The sequence below is a fragment of the Asticcacaulis tiandongensis genome, from assembly GCF_006475605.1.
GTDB lineage: Bacteria > Pseudomonadota > Alphaproteobacteria > Caulobacterales > Caulobacteraceae > Asticcacaulis > Asticcacaulis tiandongensis.
Window position 1 is genome coordinate 280,948 of sequence record NZ_SSBC01000010.1, and the last position, 14,257, is coordinate 295,204.

The following is a 14,257-nucleotide window of genomic DNA, read 5'->3' on the forward strand; positions in this document are numbered from 1 at the left end:
AAGGCGTTCTAGGATTTACCTTTTTGTAAAACCGCGCGTCCCAGTTTCAGAAGCTCGCGTTTCAGTTTCTCATCGCTTATATCGCTCAGACTTTGCTGAAGTTTCAGGTCTTCGGCGGCAGGAAGCGGTTTAAGGGGTTGTGGTGCGGTTGTGGTTTTGGCCTTGGTCACCGGCCCCTGAACGATACGCAGACGGCTGATGGTGCCTGCCCCCAGAAACAGGTTGACGCGGTCTATGATGGGCTGGCTCTGGTGCTGGATGGCAGCGGCATAGGCCCCTTCGACCTTAAGTTCCAGGGTGCCGGCCTTGCCCTTGATGATTTTGGCCGGTTCGCTCAGGCGGGCAACGGTTTCGCCGACGATCTCAGGCCAGCGGCTTTTGAGGCGGCCTGCGCCAGTGTCATAGGCTTCAAATCTCTCATTGAGCGATTTCAAAAGGGGCGCTATCTGTCGGTTAACCGGCGGTGGCGGTTTTGGCGCACGACGGGTACGCGTTGAGCGTAAGATGTGTACGGCTTCTTCAAGGGACGGCAGGTCGCGTTTCATGGATATGACTATAGCGGCTTCGGCGGATGATGTCTCGGTTTTCCGTCAGCGCCTTTTGGCGTGGTACGATGCGCATGCGCGGGTGCTGCCCTGGCGTGTTGGGCCTGAATCTCAAGAAAAATCTGATGCTTATAAGGTCTGGCTGTCCGAAGTCATGCTTCAGCAGACAACGGTGCCCCATGCCGCGCCCTATTTTGAAAAGTTTACACAGTTGTGGCCGACGGTCAGGGATTTAGCCGCCGCAGAAGATGCGCAGGTCATGGCGGAATGGGCCGGACTTGGTTATTACTCACGGGCCAGAAACCTGCTGAAATGTGCGCGGATAGTGGTTTCTGATTATGAAGGTGCTTTCCCAGAAGATGAAAGTAAGTTGCTGAAATTGCCGGGTTTTGGCCCCTATACAGCGGCGGCGGTGATGGCGTTTGCCTTTGGTGAAGCGGCCAATGTGGTCGATGGTAATGTTGAGCGCATCATGAGCCGGTTCTATGCGGTAAAAACCGCAGTACCTGAGGCGCGGCCGGAATTGCGGCGTCTGGCGGCGCTTTGGGTCAGGCCGGAACGGGCAAGGGACTGGCCGCAGGCTTTGATGGATATGGCCAGCCTGGTTTGCCGGCCAAAGTCACCTCTTTGTGAAAAATGTCCTTTAAATTCAGGGTGTCAGGCGTTTGTGGAAGGGCGACCGGAGGCCTATCCGGTCAAGGCGGTGAAGGTGCCGAAGCCTGTACGGCACGGGGTTGTCTTTGTGGTTTATTCGGAGGAAGGGGTGGTGGTCGAGCGTCGCCCCGACAAAGGATTGCTGGGGGGGATGCTTGGTTTGCCGCATCTGGAGTGGCGGGTGGAGCCGTGGGGGCGCATAGGGGAAAATGAGGGAATTTCGGCAAAAAACGGCGAAATTTGTGCCGGAAATTACACCCATGTTTTTACCCACTTCACCCTTAGGCAGGAGGTGTTGGTGCGTTGTCTTTCCGTGACCGAAATGACCGAATATTTGCGACAGCACAATAAGTATCAACTATTGACGTGGAGCGATAAAAAAGCCCTGCCGACGGTTTTCGGCAAGGCTTTGAAATTTATCGATATGGCCTAAGCGCTCAGTTTCGCGTTGGGCTAAACTGGCAGCCACCGACATTGGCGGCTTTTTCGCAACCAAGAAGATCAAGGAACTGGCCGGTGCCAGAGGTGGCCAGAATAAACGCCGGAGCGTCGGCGCAGCCGATTTCGTAAAATTCGACCGTGGCATTCGCACCGATAAAGCGGCCATTATTGATCGTACAGGCCGGTAGTTTGTCGGCGAATACTGCACCGAAGGTCTTTGCCGCCTGTGTGGCATTGGTGTTCTGACATTTGGCCTCAGTGTCCAGAAGTTTAAGGCAGGAAATCAGGGTCACCTGAGAATCGGAGGTGTCGCGTCGGGAGGGGAAGGACAGGACGCCCCCCAGACCGTTGGCGCAATGGATTTCGATGATACTGGTGTCCTTGCCAAAACCACTGATCCATAAGGCGTCAACCGGGCTGCAGTCTGGTAATTTGGCATTGGCCCGATCGCTGATCCAGTCAGGGGAATAGCGGTTGGCCAGAATACGGCAGGCGTAGGATTTGGGGTTCTGGCCACGCATTTCCCAGCTTATGTGGCAGGGGATGGCTTCGGATAGTTTTGAGCCTTTGATCAACAGAATGTAGCCGCGCGTGTTGTGGCAGGCGACTTCGTAAATTTGACCGGGCAGAGGTTTTCCGTCGCGGATGACGGTATCGTTTTTGTTTTGTGTTTCGCTAATGACTTCGCATGCCGCATCCGCCTGTGTCGCCCATTTTTGTATAACTTTCAGATTGCCTGCCTTTAAGGCAGCGGGCGGGCGGTTGAAGGTCGTGCGACCAGAGGCGTCCGTTCTGGTGCGTGAATTGGGAGGGGGTAAGGGGCGTGTCGGTGGGGTGTAGGTTACGGGAGGGCGCGTCTGGGCCTGCGCTTTGGGTAAACTTACGCCTGCTATTGGGCTGAAGGACAGCAAAAGACCCAGAATGATAGCCATTGCGCCATTAGCGCGGTTGTCGAAAATGAAACCTGTCATGGAATTTCCCCCTTAAGTATATGCCGTCTATGAGCATATATCTAAGGGGGAAATCAAGTCTCAGTTCATGTCGGCGCGGATGCGTGAGCGCAGGTCATCGATGGGTTTCAAACCCGCATCGGATTTGAAGCGCCAGTAGGTCCAGCCGTTGCAAGCCGGGGCCTGCTCCAGCATGGCGCCCAGCTTATGGATCGAGCCGCTTAGTTCGCCATGTACCAATGAGCCATCAGCGCGGACGCGGGCGGTTTTCTGACCCTTGGGGCAATAAAGCGTGTCGCCCGGTTGCAGGAGGCCAGCTTCGACCAGTGCACCGAAAGGTACACGGGGTTCGGCTTTTTTCGAGCCCATGACCTTGAGGTCGGATTCATTGGCGCGAACGACTTTGGAGATGCGCTCAAGAGCGGCCTTGGCGTAGGTCTGATCGCGTTCGATGCCGATGAAGTGACGGCCCAGACGCTTGGCGGCAGCGCCTGTGGTGCCGGTGCCGAAGAAGGGGTCAAGCACGACATAGCCCGGCTTGGTGCTGGCCAGCAGCACACGATAGAGCAGGGCTTCGGGTTTTTGAGTCGGATGTACCTTGTCGCCGTTGGTGTCTTTCAGGCGTTCTTCGCCGGTGCACAGGGGGATCGTCCAGTCTGAACGCATCTGGGTGTCTTCGTTAAACGCCTTGAGGGCATCGTAATTGAAGGTATAGCGCTTCTGGCCCTTGCCCTTGGTGGCCCAGATCAGGGTTTCGTGGGCATTTGTAAAGCGTGTGCCCTTGAAATTTGGCATCGGGTTGGATTTGCGCCAGATGACATCGTTCATCACCCAGAAGCCCAGATCCTGAATGGCTACCCCAAGGCGGAAAATGTTGTGGTAGGAGCCGATGACCCAAATGGCGCCGTCGTCTTTGAGGACGCGCTGACATTCCTTGAGCCATTCACGGGTGAATTTGTCATAGGCTTCAAATGAAGCGAACTGATCCCATTCGTCGTCAACCGCATCGACCTTTGAGTTATCGGGGCGCAGCAGATCACCGCCGAGTTGCAGGTTGTAGGGTGGATCGGCAAAGACGAGATCAACCGATTTGTCCGGCAGGGTTTTCAGCTTTTCGACGCATTCGCCGATCAGAATCGTATCCAGTTCAAGCGCGGTTGAATTGACAACGGACTTGGTGGAAACCGGACGGGTCATGGTCGATCCTTGGGATAAGCGGTTAGCCTCAAAAGAGTAAGGCGCTGAATCCTAAGGAATAGAATCTTTAGCGGTTAACAAAAGGTAAAAACTTGACTCGGTGCGAATCGGCTGGTGCATTTTAATCGGGGTGAGTCGAAAAAGACTCACTTTTGGATTCGTTTTGTTCTTTTGGCTAAGGAAGGATACCCCTCCGCCTGGCCTCTGGCCAGCCACCTCCCCATGCTGACGCATAGGGAGGAGAGGTGAGCGGGAGATGTCAGAAGTCCCGCACCTCGGGTCTAACGGGTGCAGGGTCCGCGACCCTGCTGCCCCTCTGTCACAGCTTCGCTGTGACATCTCCCCCATCTCTGATGGGGGAGTATGAAGGGGCTAGGACGTTTTTAACCGTCGCCCATGACATGCGGTGGATGGGCGAGGGGCCGTGGAGGCGGATGGCTTCGATGTGCGCGGCCGCCTGATAACCCTTATGCTTTTTGAAACCATAGACCGGATAATGGATATCCATGTCGATCATGATGCGGTCGCGGGCGGTTTTCGCCAGAATAGACGCGGCGGCAATCGACAGGGATTTGTCATCCCCCTTGACGATGGCATGGGCCGGTATCGACATGGGCGGGCATTTGTTGCCATCGATCAGGGCATGGGCGGCGTTAAGCGACAGGGTTTCCACCGCGCGTGACATGCCGGACATGGTGGCGGCAAAGATATTCATGCGGTCGATGTCGGCGGGGGATATTTCCACGACCGACCAGGCCAGAGCGCTTTGTTTGATCAGCGGTTCAAGGGCAAAGCGCTGTTTTTCCGTCAATTTTTTGGAATCGCCTATACCTTCGGGCAGGTTGTCGCGGTCGAGTATAACTGCGGCGACGCACAGGGGGCCGGCGCAGGGGCCGCGACCGGCCTCATCTACGCCGCATATAGGGCCGATCAAAGCGGATTCAATCGAAAAATCAGGCATGTATGTGTCTTAGCCGATTCAGGCGGGGGCGTCAGCTTCGAAAGCAGGTGATGGAGGCGCTGCGGGCGCTTTTGGATCAGGGCCGTATTTGTTGGGGCCTTTTGTGCCTTCCAGAACCGTGAACACAAACACCACCAGACCGGCAATAACAGCTGGCAGCCAGATCAATAAAATGGCTTGTCCGATAATCGAAAAGAAAGCCTCCTGAGGCGGGTTTTCTGCACGGAATATTTCACCAATTGTGGCGGCATTGAGAATCAAAAACAAGGTAAAGCCCGCTATCAATACGCCCGTCGGCATGACTAACCACCAGCCTGTGCGGTTGGTGTCGTGCAGGCGGCGCACACCGACGGCCAGATTTGGGATTAAAAATGCCAATGACGCCAGATTAGCCAGATTGCCAATAAGCATTAATCCGGTCAGACCTGCAAAATCAGGAGGCGTATCCGATGTCATATCGATAGCGGCAAAGTTTGAAAATACGGACACCATCAGAATGGCCTGAATGATTCCGAGCAGCATAAATTGAAACAGCATAAACAACCAGTACTCAGTCCTGCGGGCGCGACCGTGAAAATCCGCATACTTACGCAGCGGCTGGAACATAAGTTGTAATGACATGAATTTCCCCTCCCTGATGGTCAGACAGGGGTAAATGAGGCCGCTTTGGGACGCAAGGGGGCTAGAAAATATATTCGTTGCTGGTGACGCCGCGGCCTTTGGGGTCGTCACCGAATTTGTTGGGCTGAGGCTGCCCGTCCTGAACGTGGAACACAAAGGTCACAAGGCTGGCGATCCATGTCGGCAGCACGACCCAGAGAATTGCCTGAGGGCCGAGAATATTGAAAAAGGCTGTAAGGGCTTCGGGATCACCGGATTCCAGGGTGCTGGGGTCAAGGCCTGCCAGACCTTCGGCCAGATGCGGATGAGTGAAGGCGAAGGCAAACACACTGATGATATAGACAACCGGATAAAAGATAATCCACCAGCCGGTGCGGCCAGTGTCATGGAAGCGGCGCACGCCGACGGCCAGCGAAGGGATCAGAAGCCCGAGCGAGACAAGCATCCCTAAACCTGTAGCGATGCCTGCGGTGGCCCCGCCTGCGGCCTGAAACAGGTTGAAAACGACACTGATTGCGACCTGAAGAGCGAAGAACAGCCAGTATTCGGTGCGTCGTGCGCGGCCTTTGAAATCGAAATATTTTTTCAGCGGCTGAATGGCGAGACTCAGGTCGGTCATGGGAATCCTCAATGGTGTAACAGCCTGACCATATAGACAGGCCGCATCATTGACAAATGAAACCCTTGGGACAATTGAAACCTTGGGACAATTGAAACCCTTGGGGCAATTGAAACGCTTGGGACAATTGAAACCCTGAGAGGCTGCAATGCCCCTTCCGTCTTTTTTGCTAACGCAAAAAATCCACATTCCCCGTAAACAAGGAAGGATTGGTGGGGTTAGCTTGTAACGACAGGTTTGAGCCAGTCGGGAAGGGACAGGGTGACCGCGTGGCCTTCAGCGGTCAGGTCGCCGTCCATGCGGTCAAGGCGCATCAGGGCCAGTGAGCGGCCATTGGCGGAGGCGAGAATTTCACCGGCACGGCGATCACCCAGCAGGACTTCAGCGCCGAAGGGGAGTGACGGGTGAGTGTGCGTCAGGGGCAGGAGGCGGTTTTTGATGGTGCCGCGTCGCTTCATGCGTGACGTGGTTTCCTGCCCCACGAAACAGCCTTTTTTGAAGTCGATCGCCCCTAAGACATCAAGATTGATGTCGATCGGATAGAGATATTCTTTGGGGAAGTCGGCCAGCGGATCAGCCAGATTATAGGTCAGGCGGTAATCGATGTAGGTGTCAAGGGGCGTGTCGGCAGTAAAATCGCCATAGCCGCGATAGAGGTCGGTGCGGCCGATAGCTGTGGCACGCGGGTCGGGCAGCAGGCCGGAAGCGTCACCGATAGCGGCATAGGCGCGGGCGTCGGGTTTGGAGAGCTTGATCTTCGCCCGCAGCTTATAGAGGTTCAGGCGGTTATAAAGTTCGTCGCGCAAGGCTTCGGGGACTTCGATCCACGCCTCTTCGGCATTAAGCGGGTGCAGGAAAAAATCACAGATCAGCTTGCCCTGAGGGGTTAGAATGCTGCCGTAATACAGGGGGGTGGCCGTATTATTTAACACGTCCTGCAGGATAGATTCGGTATTCAGGCTTGTCTGACCATTGAGGAATACGGCCCAGTCAGGGCCGGTAAAACCAATCAGGGCGCGATGGGGCAGGGCGATCAGGGTCATGAGATGCTCAGTCAGAAAGGAAGAAGCCCCACCACCCCCGCTGCGCGGCGGTCCCCCCATCACAGATGGGGAGGCATGAGGTATAATATAAGATGAGGGTGTTTTTTCAGACGGCAAGTCGGATTATCGTTTTTAAGACATTCATATGGGTATATGTAACAGGCATATGATTACTGAGAGATAAGACATGCCCGCGACCTATGATCTGATTATCAAAAATGCCGACATCATCAATCACGCCGGACGGGGGGCGGGCGACATTGGTATTCGTGACGGGAAGTTTGCTGCTTTCGGCGATCTGTCTCAGGCGTCGGCGGCGGAGGTGTTTGATGCTTCGGGGCTGCTGGCCATGCCGGGGGTCATCGATACGCAGGTGCATTTCCGTGAACCGGGCCTTGAGTGGAAGGAAGACCTCGAGACCGGATCGCAGGCGGCGGTATTAGGTGGCGTTGTGGCCGTGTTTGAAATGCCCAACACCAATCCGAACACCACAGATGTGGCGAATTTCGAGGACAAGATCAAACGCGCCCGTCACCGGATGCATTGTGACCATGCCTTTTATGTCGGCGGGACGCATGAAAATGTGACGCAACTGGGCGAGCTTGAGCGTTTGCCCGGCTGTTGCGGCGTCAAGGTGTTTATGGGGGCCTCAACGGGGACGCTTCTGATCGCCGATGACGAGGGCGTGTTTAACGTTCTGAAGAACGTGCGGCGTCGGGCGACCTTCCATTCGGAAGACGAATATCGTCTGGCGGAGCGTCGGGCTTTGGCGCGTGAAGGGGACTGGACGAGCCACGACTTTGTGCGCGATGCCCAGTCAGCCATTCAATCGACGCATCGTCTGGTCAAGCTGGCGCGTGAGGCCGGTAAGCGTATTCACGTCCTGCATGTGACGACGGCTGAGGAAATCGAATTTCTGGCGCAGAACAAGGATATTGCCACGGTGGAAATCACGCCGCAGCATCTGACGCTGGTGGCACCTGAGGCCTATCAGCGCCTGAAGGGCTATGCGCAGATGAACCCGCCTATCCGTGACCAGTATCATGTCGATGGTCTGTGGCACGGGATCAATGGCGGTATTGCGGATGTGCTGGGGTCTGACCATGCGCCGCATACGATTGAGGAAAAATCCAAACCCTATCCGGCGTCGCCTTCGGGGATGCCGGGGGTGCAGACCCTGTTGCCGGTGATGCTGACTCATGTGGCGGCGGGGCGCATGTCGCTGGAGCGGCTTGTGGATCTGACGTCCGCAGGGGCGCAGCGTGTATTTGGTGTGGCGGGCAAGGGGCGCATGGCCGAGGGCTATGATGCCGATATCACTCTGGTTGATCTGAAAGAAAAGCGGGTCATTACCCATGCGCAGCAGCGGTCGCGTTGTGGCTGGACGCCGTTTGATGGCTTTGAGGCTCACGGCTGGCCCAAGGCGACGATCGTGCGCGGCAAGGTGGTCATGCGTGACGATGAGATTGTACTGCCGTCACAGGGTGAGGCCTGTCGTTTTCAGGAAACGCTTTAGACACGTTCCTTCTTCCGACAGCGCAGCCTCAGGGCTGGCCTGCCACCTTCCCCGTAAACGGGGCCGGATTAAAAGAAAAAAGCCTGCGAGGTGATCCTCGCAGGCTTTTTTTCAGGTCTGGCTATAGATCAGTCGTTGGCGCCGACGGTGGACACGTAGGTGCCGTTGCCGGGGATGGCGCAGGTTTCATAGCCACGGCTCTTGGCTATGTTACAGGAAACGATCGCACCGAAGCCTTTGCGGGATTTCAGCAGATCAGCGATGTAGCCACGCTTGTTGGTGCAGGCGATTTCGAGGATTACGGCGTCATCATCGGCAATACCGACGTAGCGGATTTCCTTGACGTCACAGTCTTTTTTCTCAGCCTTGGCCAGGGCGTCGATGTTTTTCATCAGAACGTCTTCGGTGACAAATTCACAGGCGCGGTTACGGCCCGCGGCCGTGTAGCAGTCGAAGATATCTGCCTGAGAGGTGCTGCCCGGATTAGGGATGAAAGCCATTACACCATAGGTTTGTTCGGGGCACTGGAATTCGATCAGGTCGCGGTTAGTGCCGGTCTGGGTACCAAGAACCTTATAGTCGCTGACGGTGCAGGTACGGCCTGCGGCTTTCAGGGTATTGGCAAGCTTGGTATTGGCTGCCTGCTCGAGGGCGGCTGAGTCCGTGTACTGGCAAGGGCCGAGCGTACCGGCGCGGTCACAGCCGACGGTGGTTTTGAAGGTGCCCTGAAGGTCCGTGGCGACAAGGAAGCCCGGCTCATTGGCACAGCCGATTTCATAATAGTCAGTGCTTTCTGCGGCAATGCGGCCGAGCCAGCGGGCATTATTGACCTGACAGCTTGCCGAGGCCTGTTTGGCCTGAGGGCTGAGGGTCTGGGCAATCTGGTCCGCGGTGCTCAGGGTACAGGCCGAACTGGTGCCAACGGTCAGAAGACACGGGGTCAGGGTCAGGGGATAGGTGGAACCGGCCTGAGGCACGTCAACAATCGCACCGGCCTTATCGGTGCAGCTATATTCGTAGCGGTCGAATTTCTGGTCAGGTACGCTGCCGAGCCAGCGGGCGTCAGCGACGGTACAGTCAGGGGTTTTGGTCTGGATCAGGGTGTTCAGCCAGGCATGGTGTGGCTGATTGCCCGGCAGGACGCATTTGATACGTGAAGGGTCAGCGGCGTTCTGGGCGTGGGCCTGTGTGCAGCTTAGGACGTCAATGCTGTTGCTGCCTTCCGTCTGGCTCAGGATGTAGCCGCTGGTACCGGTGCAGGCGACTTCGTAGACCAGAGTCTTGGTGGTCTTGCCTTCGGCGTTTTTGCCCTTGGATTCGCCGACGAAAAAGGTGTCAGCGAGTGCGCAGGTGGCCCCCGTTGCGGCAATAAGCGCAGGCACATCTTTTTGAGCCCGTTCGCGGTTCTTGTCATTCGGCTGAGCCTGCTGGGCATTGGCGGTGGCCAGACCGGAGCCGGCAACCATAAGAAGCGTCAAGGCCAGAGGCTTCAGGCTGCGCGTGAACCCGACTGGTAAACTAAGTTTGATCATAGAAGGGGCTTCCCTGAAGTGCATACATGTCTAACTTGGACCGGCATTGAGGCCGGTATTGAACCTGTGCATGGTTTATCTGCAAGATGTGACCACGGCAAGGCAATGACTCACCCGAAGTAAGGAAAAAATAAGGTCTTGGGGGTGAAGCGAAAAAACTGTCTGAAACAGGGGCTAACTATATGACAAATAAAGGCTCAGGAGGTGTAAATGTCTGACAATATTGCCGTGAATTTACAGAACGGGGTTCTGAGCTTGAGGCTTGATCGGCCGGCGAAAAAGAACGCTTTAAACGGGGCGGCCTATGGGGCCTTAAGCGACCAGTTGCTGCGGGCCGGTGAGGATAGGGAGGTGCGTGCCGTTCTGATCAGCGCAGAGGGGCCTGATTTCTGTGCAGGTAATGATATTATGGAATTTCCGGCCATGGCAGCGCATAAGGGCGCGCCCGAAGATATGCCTGTGTTCCGTTTCCTGAAAGCCCTGACTTTTTTTGCCAAGCCGCTGGTGGCGGCGGTGCAGGGACAGGCTGTGGGTATCGGCACAACGATGCTGCTGCATTGTGATCAGGTGTGGCTGGGGCCGGACGCACGCCTGAGCCTGCCGTTTGTGCGGCTGGGGCTGGTGCCGGAAGCGGGGTCATCTTTGTTGCTGAGGCAGCGTATCGGGCATGTGCGGGCCTTTGACTGGCTGACCTCGGGGCGGGTGATCGATGCCGAAACGGCGCTTGGCTGGGGGCTGGCCAATGGCATATGTGACGGGGAGACGCTTGGGGACAAGGCGCAGGCGGCAGCAGACAGGCTGACGCAATTGTCGCCGCAGGCGGTGGTGCATACCAAGGCGCTGATGCGCAATCCCGATCAGGTCTGGCAGCACATACTGCGTGAAGGGGCTATTTTCCGGCAGCAGCTGGCGTCGCCTGAGGCGCAGGCCGCCTTTGCTGCCTTTGCCAGCAGGGGATAGGGTTTTCTTTGCCGATTCTGTTGACCCGCTGAAGGTTTGAGCGTAATCGCGTTTTTTTGTTATCCGTGTGACCGCAGGTGTTTTCAGCTTGGATACCTTATCTTTTAAGCGTCTGATTGAACCTGAGGCCGAGGCCGATGCGCCCTTGATTGAGCAGGTGGTAGGGCGCGCCTTCGGGCCGGGACGCTTCGCCAAGACCGCGGAGCGGTTGCGCGAAAACAATGCGCCCTATGCGGATCTGAGTTTTGTGGCGCGTCAGTTGCCTGAGGACGGTGTGCCTCAGCTTGTCGCCTCTGTGCGTCTGTGGCCGGTTACGGTTCATGATCCCGTAAAGGAAACCCGTACCGAAGTGGCGTTTTTAGGCCCCATCGCGGTTGATCCGGATTGTCAGTCAACGGGGATCGGGCGGTTGCTGGTCGAGGCGGCGCTGAAGGCGGCGTTTGCCAAAGGCCTTGGGGCGGTGGTGCTGGTGGGGACGCCGGCCTATTTTGAAAAATTCGGTTTTGAAGGGGCAGAGGACCTGAGCCTGCCCGGGCCGGTCGATTACCGGCGGGTGATGATCGCCTATAGTCCGGCCTTTCAGGGCAAGCCTTTGACGGGGCTGGTTCGGCGCTGATGGACAGGGAACCCGACATATCGGCGCTTTGGGCCGAGGCAGAGCGGTTCCCTGATAAAACCTATCCGGTAGATAAGTGGAACCCGACCCTGTGTGGGGAAATGGATGTGCTGATCCAAAAGGATGGCACCTGGTTGCATGAAGGCCGTCCGATTGCACGTGCGGAGATCGTGCGGTTGTTTGCCAAGCTGTTGCGTTACGAGGACCGGGGCTATTTCCTTGTGACGCCGGTTGAGAAGCTGCGGATCACCGTCGAGGATCTGCCGTTTCGTATTGTGGACAGGGACGGGCTGACCTTTGTCAGCGATCAGGGGGTGCGGCTGCCTCTGGGGGAGGCGCATCCGTTGATGATCGATGTACTCGGCGATGAATGGTTGCCGCGCCTGCGGGTCAGAGGCGATCTCTGGGCGCGGATGACGCGGGCGGAAACCTATCGGTTATTTGATGCCGTGCAGATTGAGACGGGCGAGGGCTGTGTGTGGCTGACGCTTGAGGGGCAAAGGTTTGAGGTGCCTTTGTGTGAGGGCGGTAAGTAAGATACCCCCTCTGTCGCGGCTCCGCAGCGACATCTCCCCCTGCAAGCCGGGGGAGTATGAAGAGAGTTGCCTAACAGGGGGAATGGGCTTTAACCTGTATGCGTGAAACAGATTGATTTACCCGAATCCATGACTGAGCCTGCCGTGAAGCGGGTGTTTGCTGCGCTGGAGGCTCAGGGCGGGGCGGGCTGTGTGCGCTTTGTCGGAGGCTGCGTGCGTGATGTTATAATGGGACGCGTGGCGGGCGATATTGATCTCTGTACGCAGCTTTTGCCTGATGAGACCGAGGCGGCCTTGAGTGCTGCGGGTATCCGCCATGTGCCGACAGGCAAGGCACATGGCACCATAAGCGCCATTGTTGAGGGGGTGTCCTATGAGATCACTTCATTGCGCGAAGACGTTGAAACCGATGGCCGACGCGCGGTGGTCAGTTTTACCGATGACTGGGGCAAGGATGCGCTCAGGCGCGATTTTTATATCAATGCGCTTTATGCCGATATTCGCGGGCAGGTCTATGATCCGACCGGACAGGGCCTTAAGGATGCCGAAGCGGGACGGGTGCGCTTTATCGGAGATGCCGAGACAAGAATCCGCGAAGACTATCTGAGGATATTACGTTTTTTCAGATTTACGGCAGGCTATGGGCACGGGTTTGATGCGGCGTCACTTAAGGCCTGTGAGGCGCTGAAGGCGGGGATAGATCATCTGTCGGGGGAGCGGGTTGCGCAGGAGTTACTGCGGATTTTAGCCGTGCCTGATCCGGTGGCGGTGTGTGAACGCATGATCGCGGACGGCGTTATGGCGCAGGCCTTGGGCGGTGTCGCGGTCAGTGGGCGGTTGCTGAGGGCGGTGTGCGCCCTGACGCCTTACGCTGAACTGCGACTGGCCGGATTGCTGTGGCCGGAAGGGGCGACGCCGGAGGCCATACAGGCGGTTGTCAGGCGTTTAAGGCTTTCAGGTAAGTTCAGTTCTAGACTTAAAAATGCACTTGAACATATTGATTATGAAGGTGATTACTACAAGGCGCTTTATGTACTTGGGCGTGCGGTGCTTCAGGATGTGTTGACGCTCAGGGCCGCACGAGATGGGTTGACGCCGGAGGTATGGGCTGAGGGACAGGCGAGGCTGGCGGATATGACTGTGCCGGTGTTTCCGCTGAAAGCTGCGGATCTGATGGCAGCAGGGATATCAGCAGGGCCGGAACTGGGGCGTGAGCTTAAACGCATTGAGACCGATTGGCTTAATAATGGTTTTTCGCAAAATGTGATCACAAAGGCCGTTGACGATATAAGAAATCGGACAAACATAGGCGGGTAAGTTAAATTGAGCGCGTAGCCCGAGAGTTTAATCATGTCCTATATTGCCATTCTTGAAACCGGTGTGCCACCTAACGGGCTTGATGAGGCGCATGGCAGCTATGCGGATATGTTCATTGAGGGGCTGGCAGGGCCGGGGCGTCAATTTCGTGTTTTTAAAACCCTTGAAGGGGAATTGCCGCCTGAGGGCGCACCGCTGGATGGGGTGGTGATTACCGGTTCTCCGGCAGGGGTCTATGAGGATGATCCGTGGATTTCAGACCTGATTGAGTGGCTTAAGGCCCTTGATCCGTCTGTGCCAGTGGCCGGTATCTGCTTTGGTCATCAGATCATGGCACAGGCCTGGGGCGGGCATGTCGAGAAATCAGACAAGGGCTGGGGCGTGGGGCTGCATGACTATCAGGTTTGCGACCTTAATACCTGGCAAGCCCTGACGGGTAAGGATGAGGCGCAGATACGGGTTGCCGTGTCGCATCAGGATCAGGTGGTGAAAAAACCTGAAACGGCGGAGGTTCTGGCGACATCTGATTTTACGCCTAATGCGGCGTTGCGCTATACGGATCGCAAGGCGATTTCGTTTCAGTGCCATCCTGAGTTCTCGGCAGCCTATGCCCGTGATCTGTGGGAAGGACGCAGGCACAAGATTGGCGACAAGCTGATTGATCAGGCTGTGGAAAGCCTTGAGAAAGACTCAACGCGTGACAGCATGCTGACGGCTATTTCGCGGTTTCTGGAGGGTAAATAAGAAAC

The 14,257-nt window shown here is 56.5% G+C and carries 15 protein-coding genes; 7 read left to right on the forward strand and 8 right to left on the reverse strand.

Translation table 11 applies throughout. The features are described from left to right. Positions 1–8: 8 nt before the first annotated feature. The gene (locus E5201_RS05340) at positions 9–545 is read right to left on the reverse strand and encodes a DUF721 domain-containing protein (RefSeq protein WP_140984972.1); all 537 of its coding nucleotides are present in this window, start codon (positions 543–545) and stop codon (positions 9–11) included. On the opposite strand from E5201_RS05340, the gene mutY reads away from it, so the two are divergent. Further along, the gene (gene mutY / locus E5201_RS05345) at positions 544–1,632 is read left to right on the forward strand and encodes an A/G-specific adenine glycosylase (protein ID WP_140984973.1); all 1,089 of its coding nucleotides are present in this window, start codon (positions 544–546) and stop codon (positions 1,630–1,632) included. The two genes, E5201_RS05340 and mutY, sit on opposite strands and share 2 nt — an antisense overlap. A gap of 4 nt (positions 1,633–1,636) precedes the next feature. Here the strand turns inward: mutY and E5201_RS05350 are convergent, their stop codons facing one another. The 6 genes from E5201_RS05350 to ygfZ all read right to left on the reverse strand — a co-directional run bounded on the left by E5201_RS05350 (position 1,637) and on the right by ygfZ (position 7,031). Continuing rightward, on the reverse strand, positions 1,637–2,611 hold the full coding sequence (locus E5201_RS05350) for a hypothetical protein (protein ID WP_140984974.1): 975 nt from the start codon (positions 2,609–2,611) through the stop codon (positions 1,637–1,639). A gap of 60 nt (positions 2,612–2,671) precedes the next feature. Next, positions 2,672–3,787, reverse strand: coding sequence for a site-specific DNA-methyltransferase (locus tag E5201_RS05355; RefSeq protein WP_140984975.1), 1,116 nt, complete (start codon positions 3,785–3,787; stop codon positions 2,672–2,674). A gap of 319 nt (positions 3,788–4,106) precedes the next feature. Next, positions 4,107–4,748 carry a ribonuclease HII gene (locus tag E5201_RS05360; RefSeq protein WP_140984976.1) on the reverse strand — a complete coding sequence of 214 codons (642 nt, stop codon included), beginning with the start codon at positions 4,746–4,748 and terminating at the stop codon, positions 4,107–4,109. An 18-nt stretch (positions 4,749–4,766) separates the two neighbouring features. Beyond that, the gene (locus E5201_RS05365; protein WP_140984977.1) at positions 4,767–5,369 is read right to left on the reverse strand and encodes a DUF805 domain-containing protein; all 603 of its coding nucleotides are present in this window, start codon (positions 5,367–5,369) and stop codon (positions 4,767–4,769) included. 61 nt (positions 5,370–5,430) lie between these two features. Beyond that, a complete protein-coding gene (locus E5201_RS05370; protein ID WP_181404548.1) occupies positions 5,431–5,988 on the reverse strand; it encodes a DUF805 domain-containing protein in 558 nt (185 codons plus the stop codon). A gap of 218 nt (positions 5,989–6,206) precedes the next feature. Further along, positions 6,207–7,031 carry a CAF17-like 4Fe-4S cluster assembly/insertion protein YgfZ gene (ygfZ, locus tag E5201_RS05375; protein ID WP_246050407.1) on the reverse strand — a complete coding sequence of 275 codons (825 nt, stop codon included), beginning with the start codon at positions 7,029–7,031 and terminating at the stop codon, positions 6,207–6,209. Positions 7,032–7,218: 187 nt separating this feature from the next. Here ygfZ and E5201_RS05380 point away from each other — a divergent pair, with 187 nt between their 5' ends. Beyond that, positions 7,219–8,547, forward strand: coding sequence for a dihydroorotase (locus E5201_RS05380; protein WP_140984980.1), 1,329 nt, complete (start codon positions 7,219–7,221; stop codon positions 8,545–8,547). A 128-nt stretch (positions 8,548–8,675) separates the two neighbouring features. Here the strand turns inward: E5201_RS05380 and E5201_RS05385 are convergent, their stop codons facing one another. Further along, a complete protein-coding gene (locus E5201_RS05385) occupies positions 8,676–10,079 on the reverse strand; it encodes a hypothetical protein (protein WP_140984981.1) in 1,404 nt (467 codons plus the stop codon). Between the two features lie 210 nt (positions 10,080–10,289). Here E5201_RS05385 and E5201_RS05390 point away from each other — a divergent pair, with 210 nt between their 5' ends. From E5201_RS05390 to E5201_RS05410, 5 genes are all read left to right on the forward strand, one after another. Then, the gene (locus E5201_RS05390) at positions 10,290–11,039 is read left to right on the forward strand and encodes an enoyl-CoA hydratase-related protein (protein ID WP_140984982.1); all 750 of its coding nucleotides are present in this window, start codon (positions 10,290–10,292) and stop codon (positions 11,037–11,039) included. Positions 11,040–11,127: 88 nt separating this feature from the next. Further along, positions 11,128–11,655 carry a GNAT family N-acetyltransferase gene (locus E5201_RS05395; RefSeq protein ID WP_140984983.1) on the forward strand — a complete coding sequence of 176 codons (528 nt, stop codon included), beginning with the start codon at positions 11,128–11,130 and terminating at the stop codon, positions 11,653–11,655. Continuing rightward, the gene (locus E5201_RS05400; protein WP_140984984.1) at positions 11,655–12,191 is read left to right on the forward strand and encodes a DUF1285 domain-containing protein; all 537 of its coding nucleotides are present in this window, start codon (positions 11,655–11,657) and stop codon (positions 12,189–12,191) included. The genes E5201_RS05395 and E5201_RS05400 overlap by 1 nt, the downstream gene beginning before the upstream one ends. Positions 12,192–12,293: 102 nt before the next feature. Next, positions 12,294–13,508, forward strand: a complete 1,215-nt coding sequence (locus tag E5201_RS05405) for a CCA tRNA nucleotidyltransferase (RefSeq protein ID WP_246050408.1) — start codon at positions 12,294–12,296, stop codon at positions 13,506–13,508. Positions 13,509–13,541: 33 nt separating this feature from the next. Further along, positions 13,542–14,252: a type 1 glutamine amidotransferase gene (locus tag E5201_RS05410; RefSeq protein WP_140984985.1), complete on the forward strand. Its 711-nt coding sequence runs from the start codon at positions 13,542–13,544 to the stop codon at positions 14,250–14,252. Positions 14,253–14,257: the final 5 nt, after the last annotated feature.